Consider the following 23,381-nt stretch of genomic DNA (forward strand, 5'->3'; position numbering starts at 1 on the left):
CTCTATTCGTCGGCAGCGTCAGATGTGTATAAGAGACAGCATCGACACCGCGACCTGGGGTTCGGGCGTGCTGGGCGCGTGGGTAGTGGCGCTAGGCCGCGTATCGGCCCCGCACGCCGATAGCCCCAGAGCCAGAAGCCCGGCCGCCCCGATACGCAGGCCGCCGTTCGATACTCGCTTCGTCACCGCCTTACCCCGCTGCACCTGGGCATCCTTACGTGTTGACCGAATGGGGGAAATCCCTCCGCACAGGGCTTGCGACGAAAGGCCGCTGCGACGCGATAAGATGCGAAACACAGGAAATTCCTCCCCTGGAAGGGGAGGTGTCAGGCGCCAGCCTGACGGAGGGGTGTCGCGCCATCGAGAGGGGGACACCCCTCCGACGCGCTACGCGCGCCACCTTCCCTTCCAGGGGAGGAATTCCTCACGGGATCAGGATCGTGTCCACCGCCTCGGGCAGCATGTCGGGATAGTCGCGCGTATAGTGCAGCCCCCGGCTCTCCTTGCGATGGAGCGCGCAGCGGACGATGAGTTCGGCGGTCTGGAGCAGGTTGCGCAGCTCGATCAGGTCGGGCGTGACGCGGAAATGGCCGTAATAGTCGTTCACCTCGTCGGTCAGCATCCGGATGCGGTGCTGCGCGCGCTCCAGCCGCTTGGTGGTGCGCACGATGCCGACATAATTCCACATGAAGCGGCGGATCTCGGTCCAGTTCTGCTTGATGACCACCTCTTCGTCCGAGTCCGTGACGCGGCTTTCGTCCCAGGGGCGGATCGCGGGCGGCGGGGGCAGCTCGTCCCAATGCGCGGCGATATGGTTGGCGCACGCCTCGCCATAGACGAAGCATTCGAGGAGGGAATTGGAGGCGAGGCGGTTGGCGCCGTGCAGCCCCGACTGCGTCACCTCGCCCGCCGCATAGAGGCCGGGCAGGTCGGTGCGCCCGTCGCGGTCCACGATGACGCCGCCACAGGTATAATGCTGGGCGGGGACGACCGGGATCGGCTGCACCGTCATGTCGATGCCGAGGCTCAGCAGCTTTTCGTGGATGTTGGGGAAATGCTCGCGCACAAAGGCGGGCGGCTGGTGGCTAATGTCGAGATGGACATAGTCCAGGCCCAGCCGCTTGATCTCATGGTCGATCGCGCGCGCCACGATGTCGCGCGGGGCCAGTTCGGTGCGGGGATCGAAATCGGGCATGAAGCGGTGGCCGGTCTCGGGGATCTTCAGATGCCCGCCCTCGCCGCGAACCGCCTCGGTAATCAGGAAATTCTTGACCTGGGTATTGTAGAGGCAGGTCGGGTGAAACTGCATGAACTCCATGTTGGAGACGCGCGCGCCTGCCCGCCACGCCATGGCGATGCCGTCGCCGGTCGCCCCCTTGGGCGCGGTGGAGAATTGATAGGTGCGTCCCGCGCCCCCGGTCGCCAGGATCGTCGCGCGCGCCTTGTGCAGCACCACGCGGCCCGTCCGCCGGTCGACCGCATAGATGCCCCAGACATGGCCCGCGCCCGAATAGCGCATCTCATGGCGGCTGGTCGCCAGGTCGATCGCGACCTGATCGGGGACCATGGTGATATTGGGGTGCGCGTCCGCCGCCTTCAGCAGCGCGTCGAGCACGGCCCAGCCGGTCGCGTCGGCGACATGCACGATGCGGCGATGCGAATGCCCGCCCTCGCGCGTCAGGTGCAGCATATTGCCCTCGGTCGCGAAGGGCACACCCAGCTTCTGCAGGCGTTCGATCGCGGCGGGGGCGTTCTCGACGACGAACTCGACGGTGGCGCGGTCGTTCAGCCCGGCGCCCGCAACCATCGTATCCTCGATATGGCTCTCGAACGTGTCGCCGGGTTCGAGCACGGCGGCGATCCCGCCCTGCGCCCAGGCGGTCGAGCCCTCGTTGAGCTTGCCCTTGGCCAGCACCGTGACCTTGAACCGATCGGCGAGATTCAGCGCCGCGGTCAGCCCGGCCGCGCCCGACCCCACGATCAGGATATCGGAATCGGTCATGCGCAGGCTCCTTGGGGCGCGGGGGTCATGGCGTACCCTCTGGCACGGACGCGGGGCGGGGGACAGGGGGTAACGCCTTGCCGAGCATGGCGGGGCTTCCCACCTCCCGGCGATGACGCTGGCCCGGCCCGATTGGCGCGACCGTCTGCGCGCCGCCATTCCCACGGGTCTGATCGTGGGTGCGATGGGCTATGCGCTGGTCGTCGGGCTGGGCTTCGTGCCGCCGCTGCCGGTCACGACGGAGGCGCTGAACAGCTTCGACGTGAAGCCGCCCGCGCCGCCGCCGCCGCGCATCCAGCCCAAACGGGTGCAGACGCACCGCCCGCGCGGGGCTGCGGCGCCGCCCAATCTCCGTTCGCAGGCGACCGAGGTCGTCGCACCGCCGCCGGTCGTGGTTCTACCGCCCGTCTCGCCGGTCGTCGTCGCGCCCGTCGCGGGTACGGGCGTGCAGGCCAGCCAGGGCGCGTCCGACAAGCCCGGTCCCGGCACCGGCGCGGGCGGAATCGGTAACGGTCGGGGCAGCGGCGGGGCGGGGGATGGCGACGGCTATGGCGACGACACGCCCCCGCGCCGGATCAAGGGGCGGATCAAGGATTCGGACTATCCCGAAGCGGCGGCGGAGGCCGGTGCGAGCGGCAGCGTAACGGTGCGCTATTTCGTCAATGTGGATGGCCGGGTCAGCGGCTGCGTCGTGACGCGGAGCAGCGGCAATGCGGCGCTGGACGAAACGACCTGCCGATTGATCGAGCAGCGTTATCGTTACGACCCCTCGCGCGATGCGGATGGGCGGCCGGTGCGGTCGATCATCGTGGTCAGCCAGGATTGGGTGCTGGAACGGGCGTCGGCGGAGCGGTGATTGGGTTTTGGGGCGAGGGCGGGGCGTGGGCTTCGACTTCGCTCAGCCTGAACGGGGTTGGGTTTTTTGGTTCGCGCGGAGGCGCGGAGGACGCGGAGGTGTCCGGCGACTGGCGATCAAATCCTCCGCCTCAAACGTCGATAATGGCAGGCTGTGCGTAAGAGCGGAGTACGACACCTCCGCGTCCTCCGCGCCTCCGCGCGAACAAAATCTTCTAACCCGACCCCCGTTCAGTCTGAGCGAAGGCCAAGGCCAAGGGAATCCCTTACGCTCCAACACTCCGCGTCAGCGACAGGAACACGTCCTCCAGATCGGCTTCCTTGGTCGAGACGTCGACGATCCCGAACCCGTCCGCCTGCACCGCCGCCAGCACCTGGCCGGCATTCACCTTGTCCTTGGCATAGGTGATTTCCAGCGTGCGGCTGCCCTTCAGGACGATCTTGCCGAAGCTGGCATGGTCGGGCACCGCGCCCACATCGCGGTCGACCGTCACCGCGACCACCTTCTCCTGCGCCTTGCCGACCAGTTCGCGGGTCGGCTCGTTGGCGACCAGGCGACCATGGTTGATGATCGCGATCCGGTCGCACAGCTCCTCGGCCTCTTCCAGATAGTGGGTGGTCAGCACCACCGTCACGCCCTGCTCGTTCAATTGCCGGACATAGGCCCAGAGCTGCTGGCGAAGCTCGATATCGACGCCCGCCGTCGGCTCGTCGAGGACGAGGACGGGCGGCGAATGGACCATGGCTTTCGCGACCATCAACCGGCGCTTCATGCCGCCGGACAGGGTGCGCGAATAGGCGTTCGCCTTGTCCTCCAGATGGACCGCGCGCAGCAGCTCCATCGACCGCCGCTGCGCCTTGGGCACGCCGTACAGCCCGCCCTGGATCTCCAGCGTTTCCAGCGGCGTGAAGAAGGGGTCGAACAGGATTTCCTGGTTGACGATGCCGATCGACGCCTTGGCATTGCGCGGATGCTGGTCGATGTCGAAGCCCCAGATCGACGCCGCGCCTTCGGTCTTCATCACCAGCCCCGCCAGGATGTTGATGAGCGTCGACTTGCCCGCGCCGTTCGGCCCCAGCAGCCCGAAAATCTGCCCCCGCGGCACGTCGAAGCTGACCCCGTCGAGCGCGCGCTTGCCGCCCTGATAGGTTTTGGCGATGCCCTGGATCGAGATGGCGGCTTCGGTGGATGCGGTCATGGCCCCTGCGATAGGCCTGTGACGGGGACAGGCCAAGCCGGTTTTCGGGAATTGCACGGGGCCGCACGCCTTGCTATCGCCCGAGGCTATGTTGCCGCCGCCCGAAATCACCCGCGTCACCCAGACCCGCGTCGCTTGCGACGGTGCCACCGACATTCCGGGCGGCGCCGCGCTCGGCCACCCGCGCGTGTGGTTGCAGATCGATGAGACGGGCTATGTCGATTGCGGCTATTGTGATCGCCGTTTCGTGCTGATCGGTGGCCCGGCGGATGGGGTGAACCAGGCAACGCTGCCGGATCACGGCGACGGCGCGGGGCGTTAACTGAGACTCACGCCCCTCCCGCCTGCGGGAGGGGAGAAGAAGGAAATGCCGGCGGGCGATTTCAAACCTTTGCCGGCCTCCCTATATCAGGTGGATGACCGCCACCGATCCCCGCTCGTTCCTCTACCGCGATACGCTGGACCCCGACGCCGCGCTGCGCCTCACCGCCAGCGCCCTGTCACGCGCCGACGATGGCGAGCTCTACCTTCAATATAAGCGCTCGGAAGCGTTTGGCTTCGACGACGGCCGGCTGAAGACGGCCAGCTACGACACCCATTCGGGTTTCGGCCTGCGCGCGGTGTCGGGCGAGATGACCGCCTTCGCCCATGCCAATGAGCTGTCCGAGGCCGCGATCCAGCGCGCCGCGCAGACCATGGCGCTGATCGACCCCGCCAAGGGCGCCGCCGCACCGCCGCCGCAGGGGACCAACCGGCACCTCTACACCGCGACCGATCCGCTCGACCTGATCCCCTTTGCCGAGAAGGTGTCGCTCTGCCAGACGATCGACGCCGCCGCCCGCGCGCGCGATCCCCGCGTGGTGCAGGTGTCGGTCGGCCTGTCGGGCAGTTGGAGCGTGGTCGAGATCGTCCGCGCCGACGGCTTCGTCGCCACCGATGTCCGGCCGCTGGTGCGGCTGAACATCTCGGTCGTGGTCGAGCAGAATGGACGGCGCGAGACGGGCAGCTTCGGGATGGGCGGGCGCTATCTCTACGACCGGCTGGTGGCGCGCGAGACGTGGGAGCGGGGCATCGACGTCGCGTTGAATCAGGCGCTGGTCAATCTCGACTCGGTCGCGGCACCGGCGGGCGAGATGACCGTGCTGCTCGGTCCCGGCTGGCCCGGCGTGCTGCTGCACGAGGCGATCGGGCACGGGCTGGAGGGTGATTTCAACCGCAAGGGCACCTCGGCCTTTTCGGGTCGCATCGGCGAGCGGGTTGCGGCGCCCGGCGTCACCGTGGTCGATGACGGCAGTCTTGCCGACCGGCGCGGGTCGCTGTCGATCGACGATGAAGGCACACCGACGCGCGAAGTGGTGCTGATCGAGGACGGCATCCTGAAAGGCTATATGCAGGACCGGCTCAACGCCCGGCTGATGGGCGTGGCGCCGACCGGCAATGGCCGCCGCGAGAGCTTCGCGCACGCACCCATGCCGCGCATGACCAACACCTTCATGAAGGGCGGGCAGGACGATCCGGCCGAGCTGCTGTCGCGGGTGAAGAACGGCATCTTCGCCAAGTCCTTCGGCGGCGGGCAGGTGGACATCGTGTCGGGCAAGTTCGTCTTCTCCTGCACCGAGGCGTACCGGATCGAGAACGGGAAGCTCGGCGCGCCGATCAAGGGCGCGACGCTGATCGGCGACGGGCCGAGCGTGCTGACCAGGGTGACGGGCATCGGCAACGACTTCGCGCTGGACGAGGGCATCGGTGTGTGCGGCAAGGGCGGGCAGAGCGTGCCGGCGGGCGTCGGCCAGCCGACCTTGCTGGTCGAGGGGCTGACGGTCGGCGGCACTGCGCTGGCGGCCTGAGCCGAGGGCTACGGATCAGAAGACCTGGGGGCCGAACAGGACCAGGACGGTGCGGAGCAGGATGACGCAGTCCTTCCACACGGTCCAGCGATGGGCATATTCCAGGTCGGAAATCAGCCGGTTCTCCAGGTCCGAGCGATGCTCGGTCGGCCCACGAAAGCCGCGAACCTGGGCCAGGCCGGTCAGGCCCGGCTTGACCGCATGCCGATCCCAGTAGCGCGAATCGACTTCCCAGAAGAGCTGGTGCGATACCTTCGATCCCAGCGCATGGGGGCGGGGGCCGACGATGCTCATCTCGCCCTTCAGCACGTTGAACAGCTGGGGCAGCTCGTCCAGGCTGGAACTGCGCAGAAAATGGCCGACCTTGGTGACTCGGTTGTCGTTGCGGGTGGTGGCGCGATCGCCGTCCGTATCGCAGAGCTCGGCGCGCATCGTGCGGAACTTGTAGATGTTGAACTGGCGATTCTGGCGCCCGATGCGCGGCTGGACGAACAGGATGGGGCCGGGGCTGCTCAGCCGCACCGCCAGCATGATCAGGGCGAGCAGCGGCAGCAGCAGGAGCAGGGTCACGCTGGCGAAGGTCAGGTCGAACAGGCGTTTCACCAGTCGCTGCGACAGCGACAGCGGCGACCGGGCAACGATCAGCGTCGGTTCGCCCTTGAAGCGCGAGGTGCCCAGCGGCATCAGCTCGATCAGTTCGGGCGTGACGATCTCGCCCTGGACATTGGCGCCGCGCAGCATCGCCGCCCAGGCGCAGCGATGCGCCGCCGTGCAATAGACGATGACACGGTCGGCGCTGCCCACGGTGCGCGCCAGCAGGTCATAGGCGGCGGGTGAACGGGTGTGCGGCTCGAAATGCGTCGCCGCATTTTCGTACACGCGCATGTTGCGGGTCGGGGGAGGCGGGGCGACGTTGTCGCAGATCACCACCACATCCCACGGTGCCATGCCCAGCAGGCGCGGACCCGACTGGGCCAGGAGCAGGCGCCCGGCGGCCAGCACCGGCGCGCCCATGACGAACATGCCGAACAGCATCACGCGCGAGATGACCGGGCCTTCCTTGAACAGGAAGCCGAGCACCACGAACAGCAGGACGGCGGCGGCCAGCGCCCGGATCGCCTTGATCCCGCTGACCATCGAATTCAGGCTGACCGCCACCGAATAGCACCGGGTCAGGCTGGCGACGAGCAGGTACAACAGGGTGATGCCTGCGATACGCTGTTCCCCGTCATCATGCAGGACATAATGCGGCAGGGTCATATCGACGATCAGGAAACAGGCGATCAGGCAGGTCAGGTCGGTCGCGACCAGCATCGCGGCGAAGCAGACGCGCAGGTTCGAATAGGACACGGGTCCGCGTCCCTGCGTTTCGGTCACGTCGAGTGATCCCAGAGTCACATTTTTCCCCCGTGCGCCCGACAAATCTGTCGGCCGACCCGTGCCGACCCGGACGACAGCCCCCCTGTCTTCCGTCGATCGGCAGGTTCACGACCCGGCCATCAGTCTATGCAATCCGGGTGCGGGGCGGCACCGGGTTTTTCGCGATGCAGTGTACCATATAACAACACTGCGCCTACAGATTCAGCGTACCGCGGCACACTCCGTGCTTGCCAAGGCGCGATAGGGCGCCGCGCGGCACGGCGCTGGTTCGCCCCAGATCCAGCCCGAGCCGACATAACCCAGATAGACTCGGCCGAAGACATCGGGGTCTGCGCCGACCACGCTGACCTGGTCGAGCGTGCCGACCGGAAAATCGACCAGCCGATGCCAGCTGCGCGCGTCGTCGATCGAACGCCAGATGCCATATTCGCCGCCGACCCGGCCCGACAGGAAGATGGTGGGATAGCTGGACCCCCGTGCCGCCTTGCCGAAGGCGATGTCGTCGACCCGGGTGACGTCGGGCACGACCTGCCAATGCGCGCCGCCATCGGTCGAGCGGCGCAGCCCGGTATCGGCGATATGTTCATAGGCGGACGTGAAGAACAGATGCCCGGCCTGGCCCGGCACCGCGCGCAGCTTGGCCGCCATGTCGCTGCCCGGCGCGATCTCCCCGGCGAAGACCTGCGCCCAGCTCGCGCCGCCATCGGTCGATTTCCACAGGCCCTGGAGCGGTCCGTTGGCCCCTTCGCCCGCATGATAGAGATAGAAGGTGCCGCCCCGCACCCGGTCGGCGGCCAGCGTCTTGCGTTGCAGCCAGCTATGCGCGAACGATCCCGGCGTGGTGCCGCTCGCGCCCGGCAGGTTGACCGGGCTCCAGTTCCGGCCGCCGTCCTTGGTATAGAAGGCCTGCCGGTTATAGGCGGGTTGCCAGACGATATTGTCCGCATCGCCCGACGACACCGCGATCGTGCCGAACGACATGCGCCACGGATCGTCGGCGCGGGTGCCGGGCGGGGTCGGCAGGGTCGGGAACTTGGTCCAGCGCCGGCCGCCATCGGTGCTGGTCCCCGCCATCACCGCATTGCCATCCTCCCAGCAGCAGCCGGTCCGCGCGTCCGAGGCATTGGTGACGACGAAACCGGGCCGCGCCGGGGTCCAGTCGATCTGCTGCGCCGACATCAGCATCCGCTCGTTCGGCCCGAAGGTGGTCGAATAGGCGTTGAGGTCGTCCTTCACATGGATACCAAAATCCCAGCCAGCAAAGATCGGCGACTGGCCCGGCGCCTGGATCACGTCGTTGGCGACCAGTTCCTCGATCCCGCGCGTCTGGCTGACCCAGTTCAGCGTAGCACTGCCCGGCGGCAGGTCGGCGCGGAACACGCCCATGCCGTGCGCGATCCACAGCCGGTTGGGCATGACGGGGTCGAACATCAGGTCGGCGGTCGTGAAATAGGGCTGGTCGGCCAGATGCAGCCAGGGCGGATCGCCCGGCCCCGCGCTGGCGCCGTGAGTCACGGTGTTCCAGTGTGCGCCGCCATCCGTGCTGACATAGCCGCCGCCCGACTGGTCGAGCGCCACCACCTGGTCGGCACGCGGATTGGCGGCGATCGCGGCATAGGGGGTGACGCCGAGCCCCTGTTCCTGGGTGATGTTGCGCCAGCGCCCGTCCTTGTAGGACCAGATCGCCTTGTCCCCCTCATCGACCGCAAAGAAGGTGCCGTGCCGGTCGAAGACGCCGTGCTTCAGGCTCATCGGCTGCGCGCCCAGGCTGGGCAGCGGGTGGAAGGTCGCGCCGTGATCGTCGGAGACGAACATGCCGCTGCCCGCCGCCATTGCCCAGATCCGTCCGGTCGGGCGACCGCCGGCGGGCTGTTCGAACCAGATCAGCGTGCCGGGGGTCTGCAGGCCGGGTTCGGGCTGGCGGTCCTTGCTGGCGGGGATGGATGCCACCCGCGCCCAGTGCGCGCCGCCATCGGCCGACCGCCACAGCCCCGCGCCGGGCGTGCCGAGCAGGACCAGATCGGCATTGGTCGGATCGACCGCCATATACGGCCCGTGCAGGCGGAACGCGTCATTGGCGTTCCAGACGAAGGGGAAGGGATTGCCTGCGGACGGCTGGGTCCAGCTATGCCCCGCATCGTCCGAGCGATAGACCCGGCCGAGCAGCGCCATGAACAGCCGTTCGGGCCGCGACGGCGCGACGACGATCGCATAGGCCCCGCCCGCGCCGCCATTCTGGACCCGCGACGAATCGGGCATGGCCGCGGCAGTGACCAGCTGTTTCCAGCGATCCGCCGCCTTGTCCCAGATATAGGCGCCGTAGACATCGGTGCGCACGACGAAGGTCTTGCCCTGCGGGTCCATCGACAGGCCCGCGATCATGCCTCCGCCCCCGATCGCGACGGGTTTCCACTGATAGGTTTCGCCCGCGACCGGTCCTCCGGCCTGCGACAGAGCGGGGGGCGGCGCGCCATGCGGCGTCTGTGCCGCGCCCGACCACCAGAGCGCCAGACCGGCGGCGAGGGCCAGCGCGATCACGGCCGCCAGCACCCAGGGCCAGCGGCGGCGGCGTTGCGGGCGGGCGAAATCCTCGAATCGGACGGAATGGCGGGCATGGCGTCGAGCAAGGCTCCCGGCATCTGGGGTGGGGGTCGAGGGATCAGTCATGGGTCCGCGTCGCCAGAAAATAGATCGCAATCGGATTGGTCACGAGATAGCGCCAGCCCAGCCGCAGCGGCTCGCGCGCGGCGCGGTACATCCATTCCAGCCCCATCGCCTGCATCCAGTCGGGCGCGCGCGACACGCCGCCGCCATAATGGTCGAACAGGCCGCCACAGGTGCGGATCCAGGCGACCCCGGACAGCCGCTCGCGATAGTTGACGGCGAACTGCTCCTGCGCCGGGCTACCCAGCCCGACCCACAGGATGTCGACCTTCAGCGCGCGGATCCGGTCGCAGATCGCCTCCGCCTCGTCCGCGTCGAAATAGCCGTGGCGCGCGCCGACGACCTGAAGCCCGGGAAAGCGGCTGCGCAGATGCTCGGCGGCGCGCACCGCCACCCCCGGACGACCGCCGAGGAAATAGAATCGGACATCCGCGCGCGCGGCGGCATCGGCGGCGTCGAGCAGGAAATCGGTGGTCGCGGTCCGCTCGGTCAGCGGGCGCTTGCAGAACAGGCGGCTGGCAAAGACCAGCGGCATACCGTCGGCATCGACCAGGTCGGCGGCGTCGATCAGCGCGCGGAACCGAGGCGAGCGGTGATAATCGGCGATCACGCTGCCATTGGCCGATGTGATGAACCGCGGCAGCGGCAACGCCCCCGAACGCGCCCGCGCCGTATCGGCCAGCATCCGGGCCCGCAGATCCTCCCGCGACAGCCGCGCGATCCGAATGCCACCGATGGTCAGCGTCTCGACCGGCGCCCCGCCAAGCGGTGCGTCGTACCCAACGCCTGAACCGTCGTGATGCACCGATGCCATCGCCGTCCCCCCGGTCGTCATCGGTCGCGGGGGGACGCAAGGCAAGCCCGTGTCGGCGGGCAACTGTCCCGAACCAGAAAAACATCGTAGTTTTCGTCGCCGCTCGCCCCGCGCAGCCGGGCCAGCCGCTCGGTGGCCGACAGGAATCGGCGGACCTCCGCCTGCTCCAGCCGCAAGGGGCCGAACGGTCCACGGTCGATGGTGCGGCCGGGGGCGCCTGCGTCGAGCGGCTCGGTCATCAGGATGACGACGGGGCGACGCCGCGCCCGACCCAGCGCTTTTGCGGCCTCCAGCAACCGGGTCGGGGACATGGGGGCGCTATCGGCCAGCCTCAGGGGAACCAGCGTCGCAAAGCGTCCCTGCCGCATCGAATAGCCGTTGGGCAGGCCGTAATAGGGCAGCGTCTCGATCAGGAAATCGGGCTCGGCGAGCAGGATCGCGTCGGACAGGTCCGGGCGGTGAAGCAACCGGCCGAGCGCGGCGGCTTCGCTTTCGGGCTGACCGCGCCAGCTCTGCACGACCGCGCGGGCGGTGGCGGGCCATTGTCCCAGCAGGAGCAGCAGGAAGGCGATCTTTCCCCAGCGCTCTGCTCGCACCCCATATCGGCCGCCGCGCCGCGACACGTGCGCGGTCATCAGGTGCAGGACCAGCAGGAAGGGGATCAGCAGCGCGACGTGCCGGTAATGACCGGAATAGACGAACACGAACAACAGCTGGAGCAACGCGGTCGTCACCACCGCCGCGATCAGGGCGGCCGGGCGTCGCGCGAACAGCGCCAGGCTGCCCGGAACCAGCAGCGCGGCGGCCAGCATGACCGGCCAGGGCGTCAGGAAATTGCCGAAGATGCGGGCAAAGGCGATGCCGGGGATCAACTGGACCAGAATCGCGGGCCAGCGTCCCGGCACCGCGCCCGGCAGATCCTCGACCGAGGGATAGACCGACCAGACGGCGATGCCCGCCCCCAGCAGGACAAGCAGCGCGGCGATGCCCCAGGCGGGCAGCCGCCTTCGCCTCAAGCCGTGGTCGCCCAGCAATATCTCGGCCAGCCAGAACAGCAGCAGCCCGCCCGCGATCAGCACCGAATGGACATTGGCATTGCACAGCAGCGCCAGGATCGCCCCCAGCCTGGCGGCGCGCAGCAGCCCTTTGTCGCGCCATGCCGGATAGCGCTCTGCGAACAGCAGCATCAGGAGGAGCGACAGCCCGTAATTGCGCGCCACGACGCTATAGCCATAGGCGCCGAACCCGCTGAACAGCACCAGCGCCAGGATCGGCCAGGACAGGCGCGTGGCAAAGCACAGCAGCGCCATCGCCGCCGCCGCCACGACCAGCGCCATGACCGGCAGCACCGCATGATAGGGCAGCACCGCCAGCCCGCCGCGCAGCACCAAGTGCCAGAGCAGCGGATGGCCATAGCCGCGCGCGGCCCGCAGCATCGCGGGCAGGTCCTCGCCCAGGCCCGCCAGTGTCAGCGCGCGCACTTCGTCGCGCCACATCACATGATGCCGGGCCAGCGCGATCACCAGCACCAGCCACAGCGCGAACAGGAAGGCGCGGATCGCCCGGCCGCGCGGGCTCCGTGCCGCGTCGTCCGGGGCGAACAGCCGGTCGAGCGCCCCCGCCATCGTCATCAGGCGGGGCGAAGCCGGGCGCGGGTGCGCATGAGGCGGCGGATGCGCCGCCGCCATTGCTGATGCAGCCCCGGCGCGTCGACCGATTCGTAATGGATGATCGCGATGGTGATCAGCAGAAAGACCTGGACCACCGAGGCGGCGTTGAAGAGGCTCGATTCGGCCAGATTATGCCCGGTGCAGAAGATCAGCATCGCCAGCAGCAGCGATCGGCGCGGCTTGGTGATCGACTGGCTCAGCAGCAATTGCAGCAGCGGCCACAGGATGGCGGTCGCCACGACCAGGATCAGCCCCGGAAAGCCCAGCGTCACCAGCAGGTCGAGATAGCCGTTATGGCCGTGCGGTGCGGAGCGCGCGACCCAGCCCGAGCGGCGGTCGAGCGCCCAGATCGGGCTGTCGGGCCCGACCTGCCAGAAGGAGCCGAACCCCGTGCCCGTCCAGGGATGCTGCCCGGCATAGTCGATCAGCAGCGGCCAGATCGCGCCGCGCCCGGTCAGCGCGGTCGGATCGTTCACGATCCGGGTCAGCGCGCCCATGTTGATCGACAGCAGCTGCAACCCGATCGCCAGGCCGAGCAGCAGCAGCGCGACCATCGTGCCCCGGTAATTGGCGTCATAGGGACGGATGGCCAGACCCGCGACCAGGCCGACGACCATCATGGCCTGCGACGTCCGGGCATCGGCGAAATACAGGAAGACCAGCGTGCTGGCGAGCACCGCGATCGTCGTCGGCCAGCGGAACTGGCGGTTGTCGAACAGGAACAGCAGCACCGTCACCGCGCCCATCGCGCCCGCCACATTCTTGTGCGGCACGATCCCGCGCCAGTTGCCGAAGATCGAGGTCTGCGCGCTGAAGATGTCGTTGTGGATGCCGAACGGCGTCAGATAGACGGTCAGGAAATTCAGGATCAGCAGCACGACCAACATCTGGCGCAGCCGCTTCAGCGTGCGGTCCGGCCCCAGGTCGCGCACGATGCGGAACACCATCCAGACGGTCATCGCGGTCAGCGCGGCACGGCGAAAACCGATCAGCGGCACGATCGACCAGGACAGGCTGACGAAGCAATAGCCGATCGCCACCGCCAGCCCCAGCGGCACGCACAGCAATTCGCGCCGGGTCGGCACGCCCTGGCCCAGCAGCAACAGCAGGAACAGGCCCGAATAGATGACCTGATTAACCGCATCGCCGCTACCCGGCTCGCCGTGCAGCACCCATTCCTGAAGCGGATTGGTGCCGACCAGCACCATCCACAGCAGCAGCAGGAAACAGGCATCGGCGATCACCCGCCGCCGCCGCGCGCGGGGCGTTCGGGGCGTCGGATCGGCGGTGCGCGGATACCCGGCTGTAGGGAGGGGGGTGGGGGATGCCGTCGCCATAATGCGCCCTGTCCTATCGCAGTGCCGAAAGCGGCGCCAACACGGCCTCGTACCGGTCGAGCATCCGGTCATGCGAGGCTTCCCGGCCCAGTCGCCGTGCACGCGCCGCCCCGTCGCGCCGGGCGGCCGGGTCCTGCGCCAGTGCGGCGATGACGGTCGCCAGCACCGCCACATCGTCCAGCGGCACGACATGGCCGCAGCATGTGCCGTCACGCGCGGTCACACCCTCGATCTGCACCGGCACGTCCGACACGATCAGCGGCAGGCCCAGCCGCGCCGCCTCGACCAGCGCCAGGCTATGGCCTTCATAGCGGCTGACCTGGGCGAACAGGTCGGCGGAGGCGGCGCGCTCCAATGCGGCGGCGCGCGGCAGCCAGCCGGTGAAGCGGATACGCTCGGCCGCGCCCAGTTCGGCGGCGAGGGTGCGGAGCATCGCTTCGTCCTCGCCCGCGCCGATCAGCTCCAGCTCCACCTGCGGAACCGCCGCCACGGCGCGGATCAGCATCGGATAATTTTTCTGCGCGGTCAGGCGTCCCAACGCGACGATTCGGCAGCGGCCGGGATCGGGCGTGGCGGCGCGCGCCGCCAGCGAATCGACCAACTGCTCGACCGAACGTGACAGGGCGTTGTGGATCGTCACCCGCTTGGCGCGGTAGCGGGCGGGCTTGTGCGCCAGGGTGGCGGCGACCGCGTCGGATACGCTGACCACCGCCGCGACGCTAGGCAAGCTGCCCGTCCAGCCGTCGATCCGGTCGAGATGCGGGTTGTGGGTATCGGTCGGCGAGTGGTGGGAGAGGACGATCCGCGTCGGCACCCGCGCCAGGGCGACCGCGATCGGCAACAGGACATTGGCGGCGGGCATGGCGGTGACGATCACCGCCGGGCGTTCGCGCCGTAGATAACGAACCAGCGCCACGACGAGGCGCAGGCCCGCCAGCACTCCGCGCGGCCGGGCGGCGGCGATATGGTGCCAGCGGCTCCGGTCGCCCCCTTCGCCTTCCGGATCGGCGGGCGGATACAGGGCGAAGCGGGCGACCCTGTGCCCTCGCTCGGCCAGCCCCTCGGCCAGATCGTCCCACAGCTCGCGCAGGCCCCCGGCGCTGCTGTGCGTGACCGCGAAATGGATCGCGCCGCTCATAGCGCTGCCCCGCTCGCCGCCAATGTGTGCGCGGACAGCCAGGCGCGATCCTCGGGGCCGTCCGCCATCCAATGGTCGATCATCGCACCCCATTTCACCGGATGCTGCATATGATGCCACGCCGCCGCCGATCCGGCCGACAGCCGGGCATAGAGGGCGGGATCGCGCATCAGCCGGGCGATCGCCTCGGCCAGAGCGCGGGGGCGCCCGGCGGGTACGACCAGCGCGCTGTCGCCGTCGCGCAGATGGCCGTCGAACATCGGATGGTCCGACGCGATGACCGGGGTGCGCGAGGCGAGCCCCTCGAACAGGGTCAGCGGCAGCCCCTCGGGAAAGCTGTGGCGGCTGGGCACGATCACCGCATCGGCGGCGTGCATCAGGGCTGAAACCCTGTCATTGGCGATCAGCCCCAAGAAGCGCACCCGCTCCGCGATCCCCAGCCGCCGGGCCAGCGCCGCGAACCGCGTCACCTGTCCCCGCCCGGCAATGTCCAGCTTAACGTCCGGCAGGCGGGCGACCGCGCGGATCAGGTCGCCGACGCCCTTTTTCGCGCTGATCGTGCCGACATAGAGCAAGCTGTGCGGCGCGGGACCGGGGGCGGGTTTGACCGGCATCGACTCGGGCGTGCGGCGATGGGGAAAGTCCCAGGCGAGGATCTTGTCGCGGCGGACCCCCAGATCGGCCAGCCCCCGCGCGGCATTGACGCCGTGATTGGCGACCAGCGTCACGCGCGCATCGTTCAGCATCGCGGGCAGGCGGCGGAACCGGACCCAGCGATAATAGGGATGGGCGAAGGAATCGGCCATCACCACGCCCAGCTTGAGGTCTTTCTGCCCCAATGCGCCGGCCAGCAGCGGCATCATCGGCCCGGTCAGGATCAGATGGCTGGGATCATAGTCGCGAATCGCCCGCCAGACCCGCTCCGCCTCGCGATCCGCATCCGCGCCTGCGCCGATCGCGGTCACGCCGCTGGGCAGCGTCTCGACATGGGGCTCGGCCAGTGCCGACAGAATGCCGACATCGCCGTGCCGCCGCAGATGGGCGAGCTGGTCGAGCATATAGCCATGGCCATAATAGACCTCGCCCTCGCCTGCCCGGCGGCGTGCGTCGGCGGCGCGCCAGTCGCCGTCATATTGGACGATCAGCAACCGGCTCATGCGAACGGCCCCCAACCGGCCAGCGGATTGCCCCAGCCCAGGGCCATGCGTCCCAGCAGGATCGCGGCGAAGACGATCGCCGCCAGCGCGATAGCGGCGGCATCCTGTCGCCAGAAATGCAGCCCGACCCGGCGCAGGCCCAGCCCGATATAGCCATATTGCGCCGCCTCGGTCAGCGCGACCGCCGCGACCGCGCCGCTCATCCCCGCCAGCGCATAGCCGCCGGGCAGCAGGACGGCGAGCGTCGCCAGCCGGGTGGTGTTGGCCACGCTGCTATAGCCCGGCCGCCCCGCGCTGAGCAGCAGCGCCTCGTTGAGGTTGGACAGGACCGCGAACACCCCGCCCAGCAGCAGCACCGACAGCATCCATCCGGCGGCGGCGTAGCGCGGGTCGTAGACGAACGCGACCAGCCGGTCGGCCACGCCCGCCGCCGCCGCCAGCCCGCCGCAGCCGATCAGGATGACGGTCAGCCGCGACCCGGCGATGGCGCGCATCTGCCCCGCCCGGTCGCCCTCGGCGGCACGGGCGAGCGCGGGGAAGATGATCTGATAGCTCATTCGCCGCGACAAAGTGGTGGGCAGCTCGGCGATGTTGCGCGCGATGCCATAGATGCCCAGCAGCGCGAGCGGCGCGACACGGCCCAGATAGAGCCGGTCGAGCGACATGGCGGCATACATGACCAGCGAGGTGATCATGATCCACCGGCCGAAGCGCAGCATCCGCATCGCGACCTCGCGGTCGAAGCCGAAACGCTGCCACGGGTCGGGCAGCGTATAGCTGAGCCCCGTGCGGATCGCGGTCGCGACGACCAGCCCCAGGACCGGCGCCCAGACCGAGCGGAGCCAGAGGGCGAGGCCGATCTGGGTCAGGAGCGCCAGCATTTCGCAGGTCAACTCGAACAGGTTGCGGCGGCGCACCGCCACGCCCTTGACCAGCGCCAGCGTCGCGATCGAATGCAGCCCGCCGATCGCGGGGGTGAGGGCGGCGACCAGGAACAGGCTGGTATCGATGCCATAGACATGTGCCAGCCACGGCGCGGCGGCGGCGAAGACCAGGGTCAGGATCAGGCCGCGCACGACCTGGATCGTCCAGGCGGTGTTGCGGAAATAGGGCTCCAGCCCGTCGCGGTGATGGACGATATTCTGCTCGACCCCGATATCGGTCAGGATCTCGACGCCCAGGCGCACCGTGTTGACGACCACCACCACGCCCAGGATCGAGGGCGCGAGCAGCCAGGACAGGATGATGCTGGACGCGAATTTCAGCACCGCCGACAGGCCGAAGGTGCCGACCGTCCACAGGAACTTCGACTGATAGCCGCCCTTGTCGCTCACCGGTCCCCCGCCTCGGCGATCGGCCGCGCGGGGATGCGCTCGGCGGGGGGACGGCGGCGGCGGAACAGGCCCTGGATGGTGCCCAGCGCGATGACGTTCCACGTCGCCAGCGAATAGAGCCCCAGCCGCAACCCGCCGCGCCGCCAGGTCAGGAAGGCGAGCGGCAACAGCGCGACCCCGCCCGCCGCTGCCCAGGCGACCCCGCTTCGGAAACCCAGCCCGATCAGCACGGCCAGGACGGTCCACCAGCTCCAGACGATCAGGCTGTAGTGCAACTGCGCGAAATGGCGGAGCACATGGGCGCGGTGCGGTGCGCCCCAGGCGGCGCGCAACACCTCGCCCGATCCGCCCGCATAGCCGCTGGTCAGCCTGCGCCACATCAACCGGTATCCGCCGGTCGCATGACCGTGATGGGCGACGGCGGGCATGTCGATCCGCGCCAGCCGCCAGCCCTTGGCGGCCAGCCGCGCGCCCAGATCGAACTCCTCGAAGGCGTGGAGATTGCGGTCGGCGAAATAACCAAGCGCGCGGATCGCCGCGACCCGGTACAGCCCGCCGCAATCCAGCCGGTCGACATCGCCCGCGATCGCGCTGCCCTTGATCCGGTCGTTGCGTGCGCGCAGCTCGAACTCGATGCTGGTGGTGTCGACCTCGCGCACGATGCCGCCGACCGCCGCATGGCCGGGATGCGCGGTCAGGAAGTCGATGCCTGCGCTCAGGAATTCGGGGTCCAGCACCATGTCGCCGTCGAGCAGGTAGAAGAGGTCCGCCTCGACATGCTGAAAGGCGAGCTGCGCGCCGGTGCCGCAGCAGCGCTGCGACGGGTCGGCCAGCTGGACGATCCGGACGCGAGGGTTGCGCCGGGCGATGTCCAGCGTGGCGTCGGTCGATCCGCTGTCGGCCAGGATGACCTGTCCCTCGTCGATACGCCCCGTCGCCAGGGCATGGTCGATCGCGGCGCAGGCGCTGTCCAGCGCGGCGGCGATATGGTCGGCCTCGTTCAGCGCCTTGATGCCGATCGCCGCCTTCATGCCGACAGCGCCCGGTACTGCGCCCAATAGGCATCGGCCATCGCCGCGACGTCGAACCGCTCGGCCAGGCGTGCGCCATGGTCGGCGGCCAAGGCGCGCGCGGCGGCGGGATCGTCGATGACGCGCGCGACCAGCCGGCCGAGCGCCTCGACATCGTCCGGGGCGGCCTGGAAGGGGTAATCTTCGGGAATCGCCTCGGTCAGGCCGGGTGCGGTCGTGGTGACGAGCGGCACGCCCGCCATCAGCACTTCGAGCGGCAGCAGCGCGAACCCCTCGAAGCGCGACGGCAGCAGCACCGCGTCCTGCTCGCCCAGCCGCTCGGCAAGCCCCGCGATCGGGTCGGTGAGCGACACCGTCCAGCCGTCCCAGTCGCGCGCCCGAAGGTCCGCCGCCACCGCCGCGCGGAGCGCGCCGCTGCCCGCGATGGTCACGGTCACGTCGCGCCGGGCGCTCTGGGCGCGGGCGACCGACAGGATGGCGGGCAGCAGGTCGGCGCCTTTCTGGTGCACCAGCCGCCCGGCGAACAGCAGCGCAAAGGGCGCGCCGGGCGCGCGCGGTGTTGCGCGCGGCGGGGCCGTGACGCCGTTATGGATGACGGTCGGCCACGGGCGCGTGCGGCCGGTCGCGATCCGCGCATCGGCCTCGGCGGCGGTCCGCGATACCGCGACCGCGTGTCCGTGCGACAGGATGCGCGTGACGATCGCGCCGATCGGGCCCCAGTCGATCCACAGCGTGCTGTTATGCACCGTGCGCAAGAGCGGGGTGCGCCGGACGCGGGCCGAGAGCAGGCAGGCGATCGCCAGGGTCAGCTCGGGAATCTCGGTATGGACATGGATGGCATCGGGCCGAAACGCGCGCACCGCGCGGGCCAGCGACCGTGCCGCGATCAGGACGCCGCCCGATTTGAACCGCCCCGCGACCCCGGTCCGGATCGGCACGTCCAGCCGCGCGGCCTGGGCCGTCATCGCCTGTCCCACCGCACTGCGCGGCGACGGGTCCAGCACCGCGAACAGCATCGAAGCGGCGCGGGCGTGCAGCCGCTCGACCAGCGTCATCGCGACATTCTCGGCGCCGCCCATGTCCAGATGGGTGATGACGTGCAGGATGCGCAGGCGCGCGTCGGGCCCGGCCGTGCCGGTCGCGCGCCCTGCCGTCGCCGCTGTCATCCGTTTCGGTCCCCCATGGCCCGCCTGTCCCCATCACCGCCATATGGCCCGCGACCCAGCCCGGCAATCGCCGCCACGGGCGGATTTGGCTGCGCCAGTCCTTCTACAGGACAGGGGCGGGGGCGGGAAATGGCGGTTTCGGCGGCATGGCTGTGCTAAGCGATGGCGCCTTGGGGGAATGGGGATGGACAGACGATATTCGCTGGATGCGATGCGCGGCGTCGCGGCACTGGCCGTGGTCCTGTATCATGTCCACCCGCGCCTGGGTCTGGCGAATAGCGGTTATCTGGCGGTCGACCTGTTCTTTGCCCTGAGCGGTATCGTGATCGCGGGCCGTTACGGTCCGCCCTTGCGCGCCGGGCAGGGGGTGGGAGCCTTTCTGGCGCGGCGGGTCATCCGGCTCTATCCCATGTATCTGGTCGGCCTGATCCTGGGCGCGGCCGAACTGCTGGGCCAGTATAAGCTGGGTTATCCCCAGGCGTTGCGCCCCGCCGAATTGGCCTGGGCGGCGCTGGCCGGGATCGTCATGCTGCCCGCCCGGACCAGCATCCTGCCGCTCTATCCGCTCAACGGCCCGTCCTGGACGCTGATGTTCGAACTGCTGGCCAATATCGCCTTCGCCGCGCTGCTGGTGCGGTGGCGGGCGCGGTGGCTGGCGGGCCTGTGCCTGGTCCTGCTGCCCCTGCTGATCTGGAGCGTGCATCCCGATCTGGGGCTGGAGCGGGGTGGGGCCTGGTCGGAAATTCCCTATGGCCTGCTCCGGGTCGGCTTTTCCTTCACGCTGGGCGTGTGGCTGTACGAGGCCGTGTTGCGCGATCGCGCGGGAGCCGTGTCGACGGGGTGGATGCTGCCCCTGGTCCTGGTGGCGCTCGCCCTGTGCCTTGCGCCGCCGCCCGGCTTTCGGGGCGGCTATGATCTGGTGGTGGTCGTGCTGCTGTTCCCTGCGCTACTGGTCGCGGGCGCGCGCTGGGATCCGCCCGCCCGGTGGCGCGGGATCGCGACCTGGCTGGGGGACGTCTCCTACCCGCTCTATGCCGTTCATTATCCCTTGCTGTTCGTCGTCTCCTTCGCCGCGCGGCGGATGGCGGTCCCGACCGCGATCTGGGTGCCCGCCATGCTGGTCGGCTTGTTGATCGTCGCTCATGTCCTGGCCCGCCGGGTCGATCCGGTCGCGCGGCGCTGGCTGACCGCCCGGTGGATGCGGGCGGATCTTTCTGCCGCATGACCGGCCAGGCTCATCCCGGATGGCATCACCGCGCCGATATCGACGGGCTGCGCGCGCTGGCGATCCTGCCGATCCTGCTGCTGCATGCCGGGGTGACGGGGGTGCGCGGCGGGTTCGTCGGCGTCGACATCTTCTTCGTCATCTCCGGCTATCTGATCACCGCGATCATGACGCGCGACATGGCGGCGGGGCGGTTCTCGCTGGTCCGCTTCTATCAGCGGCGGGCGGTGCGCCTGGTCCCGGCGCTACTGGTGATGATGGCGGTGACGCTGGCGGTCGGGGCGGCGACGCTGTTGCCGCATCCGCTGCGCGATCTGGGCCGAAGCGCCGCGGCGGCGGCGCTGTTCGTGTCGAATATCCACTTCTACCTGACCACCGACTATTTCAACGCGGCGGCCGATGCCAAGCCGCTGGTCCACAGCTGGTCGCTGGCGGTCGAGGAGCAATTCTACCTCGTCTATCCGTTCCTGTTGCTGGCGGTGCGGGGCTGGCCGCGCCGGCGGGTCCGGCTGTTGCTGGGCGCGATTGCGCTGGCCTCGCTGGGCTTTGGCGCCTGGGCGTCGCTGGCCGCGCCGGCCGCTGCCTTCTACCTGCTGCCTGCGCGCGCCTGGGAGCTGGCGCTGGGTGGTCTGGTCGCGCTGGGCGCCTTGCCGCCCGTCGCCCATCGCTGGCGGCATGGCCTGTGCCTTGCCGCGCTGGCGTTGATCCTGGCCAGCGTCGTGGCGATCAGCCCGCGCTGGCCTTTCCCCGTGCCCTTTGCGCTCGCGCCCGCGATCGGGGCGGCGGTCCTGCTCGCTTACGGCGCCACGGGGCCGAGTGCGCGGCTCCTGGCGCTGCCCCCGCTGCGCGCCATCGGCCTGATCTCCTATTCGCTCTATCTCTGGCATCGGCCGATCATCGCCTTCTGGCAGATGCGGTTCGGAACCGAGATCACGGGACGCGACAGCGCGGTCCTGATCCTGCTCTGCCTGACGCTGGCCCTGGCGAGTTACCGACTGGTCGAGCGACCGGCGGCGCGGCGCTGGCGCGAAGGGGATGCGCGGCGAACGCTCGCCTGGGCGATGGCCGGTTTGCTGGCCGTGGCGGCGGTGGGAGGTGGGCTGGCGGCGATGGCGGACCGGGTCCGGCCGCTGCCGCCGCGCCTGGCGCTGGCCGCCGAATATCTGGGCTGGGACGCGACCGAGGCGGGGCGGCGACAATTCGGCACGGATCGCTGCTTTACGCTGCCGACGGGACGCCCCTTCGATCCCGACTGCCTGCGCGGGCGACCGGGGCGACCCGCCATCATGTTGATGGGGGACAGCCATGCCGCCCATTTTGCGCAGGCGCTGCACGCCTTGCGGCCGGGGGCCTCGATCCTGCAGGCGACGGCGGCGGGGTGCCGTCCGCTGATCGGCGGGGGAGGCTTGCGCTCCTGCCGGGCGGTGATGGCGCAGGCCTTTGGGCAGATCGACCGCGCGCCGCCGCAATGGGTGATCCTGTCGGCGCGCTGGCTGCCCTTCGAACAGCCCCTGTTGCTCGACACCATCCGCCACTTGCGGGGCAGGGGCGTTCGCGTGCTCGTGGTCGGTCCCTCAGCGGAATATGCGATCGAGGAGCCGGTTCTGGTCGTGCGGATCGGGCAGGGCGAATCCCCAAAGCTGGCGGATCGGATGCGCCTGTCCGACCGGATCGCGCTCGACCGGGCGATGGCGGCCCCGGTTCGCGCGAGCGGTGCGCTCTATGTCTCGGCGGTGGCGGCGGAGTGCCCGCGCGGCCGCTGCGCCCTGAGCTTGCGCGACGGGACGCCGCTGCATTTCGACCATTCGCACTTCACGCCCGCCGCGGCGCGGGCGGTCCTGGCGCGGCTGCTGCCCCCTGATCTTTAGGAGGCGCCGCCGCCGCCCAGCACATTCACGGTGAAGGCGATCACCCCCAGGTTGAAGATGAACGCCGCCAGGCACTGCCCCGTCACCACGCGGCGCAACCGGCGCGAGGCGATGGCGACGTCCGACGTCTGGAACGTCATGCCAAGCGTCACCGAGAAATAGAGGAAGTCCCAATAATCGGGCTCGGCCGTGTCGGGAAATTGCAGGCCGCCCGCATCGCCGTCCTTGCCCGCGCTGTAGAACAGATGCGCATAGTGCAGCGCATAGACGATGTTGGAGAACAGCCAGGCCAGGATCAGCGTGCCGACGACCAGCGCGATGGTCACGGGGCTGTTCCGCCCGCGCAGCTCGCCGCCGACCGCGACCAGGACGACGAACAGGACGATCCCGCAAAAGACCAGCAGGACCGCACGATTGGCGTCGTTCTTCGCCGCCCGCCGCCGCATCTTCGCCGCTTCGCCCTGGCGCAGCAGCGGGACCAGCGAGGCGATGAAGAGAAAGGCGGCGGCATCGAATCCGGCCAGGACGCCCCGGATCATCCCGAACCGCGGCGTCAGCCCGGCGCTGGCGACGATCAGGATCAGCGCGAACGCCAGGAATCGCGGCGGCGCGATCCGGTCGCCGATACGGGTCTGCAGGCGTTGCCAGCGGGTGGTGGTCATGGGCGAGATGTACGCCCGAGCGGGCGGGCTTG

At 69.4% G+C, this 23,381-nt stretch carries 18 protein-coding genes; 5 read left to right on the forward strand and 13 right to left on the reverse strand.

What is annotated here, in order from left to right; all coding sequences use genetic code 11:
• Positions 1-424: 424 nt before the first annotated feature.
• Positions 425-2,002, reverse strand: coding sequence for an L-aspartate oxidase (nadB, locus tag QZ546_RS16670; RefSeq protein WP_294240052.1), 1,578 nt, complete (start codon positions 2,000-2,002; stop codon positions 425-427).
• Positions 2,003-2,114: 112 nt separating this feature from the next.
• Here nadB and QZ546_RS16675 point away from each other — a divergent pair, with 112 nt between their 5' ends.
• Positions 2,115-2,858 carry an energy transducer TonB gene (locus tag QZ546_RS16675; RefSeq protein ID WP_294240055.1) on the forward strand — a complete coding sequence of 248 codons (744 nt, stop codon included), beginning with the start codon at positions 2,115-2,117 and terminating at the stop codon, positions 2,856-2,858.
• 265 nt (positions 2,859-3,123) lie between these two features.
• Here the strand turns inward: QZ546_RS16675 and QZ546_RS16680 are convergent, their stop codons facing one another.
• Positions 3,124-4,056, reverse strand: a complete 933-nt coding sequence (locus QZ546_RS16680; RefSeq protein WP_294240060.1) for an ABC transporter ATP-binding protein — start codon at positions 4,054-4,056, stop codon at positions 3,124-3,126.
• Between the two features lie 88 nt (positions 4,057-4,144).
• Here QZ546_RS16680 and QZ546_RS16685 point away from each other — a divergent pair, with 88 nt between their 5' ends.
• Positions 4,145-4,378: a zinc-finger domain-containing protein gene (locus QZ546_RS16685; RefSeq protein ID WP_294240062.1), complete on the forward strand. Its 234-nt coding sequence runs from the start codon at positions 4,145-4,147 to the stop codon at positions 4,376-4,378.
• A gap of 94 nt (positions 4,379-4,472) precedes the next feature.
• Entirely contained in the window at positions 4,473-5,903 is a 1,431-nt protein-coding gene (gene tldD / locus QZ546_RS16690; protein ID WP_294240065.1) for a metalloprotease TldD, read from the forward strand.
• Between the two features lie 15 nt (positions 5,904-5,918).
• Here tldD and QZ546_RS16695 read toward each other — a convergent pair whose 3' ends face one another.
• From QZ546_RS16695 to QZ546_RS16740, 10 genes are all read right to left on the reverse strand, one after another.
• Entirely contained in the window at positions 5,919-7,301 is a 1,383-nt protein-coding gene (locus tag QZ546_RS16695) for a sugar transferase (RefSeq protein WP_294240068.1), read from the reverse strand.
• A 183-nt stretch (positions 7,302-7,484) separates the two neighbouring features.
• Positions 7,485-9,950: a sialidase family protein gene (locus QZ546_RS16700; protein ID WP_294240071.1), complete on the reverse strand. Its 2,466-nt coding sequence runs from the start codon at positions 9,948-9,950 to the stop codon at positions 7,485-7,487.
• Positions 9,943-10,761, reverse strand: coding sequence for a WecB/TagA/CpsF family glycosyltransferase (locus QZ546_RS16705; protein ID WP_294240075.1), 819 nt, complete (start codon positions 10,759-10,761; stop codon positions 9,943-9,945). The genes QZ546_RS16700 and QZ546_RS16705 overlap by 8 nt, the downstream gene beginning before the upstream one ends.
• Positions 10,762-10,778: 17 nt before the next feature.
• Complete coding sequence (locus QZ546_RS16710; protein ID WP_294240080.1) at positions 10,779-12,392, reverse strand: hypothetical protein; 1,614 nt, start codon at positions 12,390-12,392, stop codon at positions 10,779-10,781.
• Positions 12,392-13,768 (reverse strand): O-antigen ligase, encoded by a 1,377-nt coding sequence (locus QZ546_RS16715; RefSeq protein WP_294240083.1) that lies wholly within the window; start codon positions 13,766-13,768, stop codon positions 12,392-12,394. Before QZ546_RS16715 ends, QZ546_RS16710 begins: the two co-directional genes overlap by 1 nt.
• A gap of 13 nt (positions 13,769-13,781) precedes the next feature.
• Positions 13,782-14,906, reverse strand: coding sequence for a glycosyltransferase (locus QZ546_RS16720; RefSeq protein ID WP_294240086.1), 1,125 nt, complete (start codon positions 14,904-14,906; stop codon positions 13,782-13,784).
• A complete protein-coding gene (locus QZ546_RS16725) occupies positions 14,903-16,063 on the reverse strand; it encodes a glycosyltransferase family 4 protein (RefSeq protein WP_294240089.1) in 1,161 nt (386 codons plus the stop codon). The genes QZ546_RS16720 and QZ546_RS16725 overlap by 4 nt, the downstream gene beginning before the upstream one ends.
• A complete protein-coding gene (locus tag QZ546_RS16730; protein ID WP_294240093.1) occupies positions 16,060-17,397 on the reverse strand; it encodes an oligosaccharide flippase family protein in 1,338 nt (445 codons plus the stop codon). Before QZ546_RS16730 ends, QZ546_RS16725 begins: the two co-directional genes overlap by 4 nt.
• Complete coding sequence (locus QZ546_RS16735) at positions 17,394-18,428, reverse strand: glycosyltransferase (protein WP_294240096.1); 1,035 nt, start codon at positions 18,426-18,428, stop codon at positions 17,394-17,396. The genes QZ546_RS16730 and QZ546_RS16735 overlap by 4 nt, the downstream gene beginning before the upstream one ends.
• Positions 18,425-19,594 (reverse strand): glycosyltransferase family 4 protein, encoded by a 1,170-nt coding sequence (locus QZ546_RS16740; RefSeq protein ID WP_294240099.1) that lies wholly within the window; start codon positions 19,592-19,594, stop codon positions 18,425-18,427. Before QZ546_RS16740 ends, QZ546_RS16735 begins: the two co-directional genes overlap by 4 nt.
• 184 nt (positions 19,595-19,778) lie before the next feature.
• Here QZ546_RS16740 and QZ546_RS16745 point away from each other — a divergent pair, with 184 nt between their 5' ends.
• Both QZ546_RS16745 and QZ546_RS16750 read left to right on the forward strand, forming a co-directional pair.
• On the forward strand, positions 19,779-20,819 hold the full coding sequence (locus QZ546_RS16745; RefSeq protein WP_294240102.1) for an acyltransferase: 1,041 nt from the start codon (positions 19,779-19,781) through the stop codon (positions 20,817-20,819).
• Entirely contained in the window at positions 20,816-22,687 is a 1,872-nt protein-coding gene (locus QZ546_RS16750) for an acyltransferase family protein (protein ID WP_294240104.1), read from the forward strand. The genes QZ546_RS16745 and QZ546_RS16750 overlap by 4 nt, the downstream gene beginning before the upstream one ends.
• On the opposite strand, the gene QZ546_RS16755 is transcribed toward QZ546_RS16750, so the two are convergent.
• On the reverse strand, positions 22,684-23,349 hold the full coding sequence (locus tag QZ546_RS16755) for a DUF1345 domain-containing protein (protein ID WP_294240107.1): 666 nt from the start codon (positions 23,347-23,349) through the stop codon (positions 22,684-22,686). The genes QZ546_RS16750 and QZ546_RS16755 overlap by 4 nt on opposite strands.
• Positions 23,350-23,381: the final 32 nt, after the last annotated feature.

It is taken from the genome of uncultured Sphingomonas sp., assembly GCF_913062585.1.
Taxonomy (GTDB): domain Bacteria; phylum Pseudomonadota; class Alphaproteobacteria; order Sphingomonadales; family Sphingomonadaceae; genus Sphingomonas.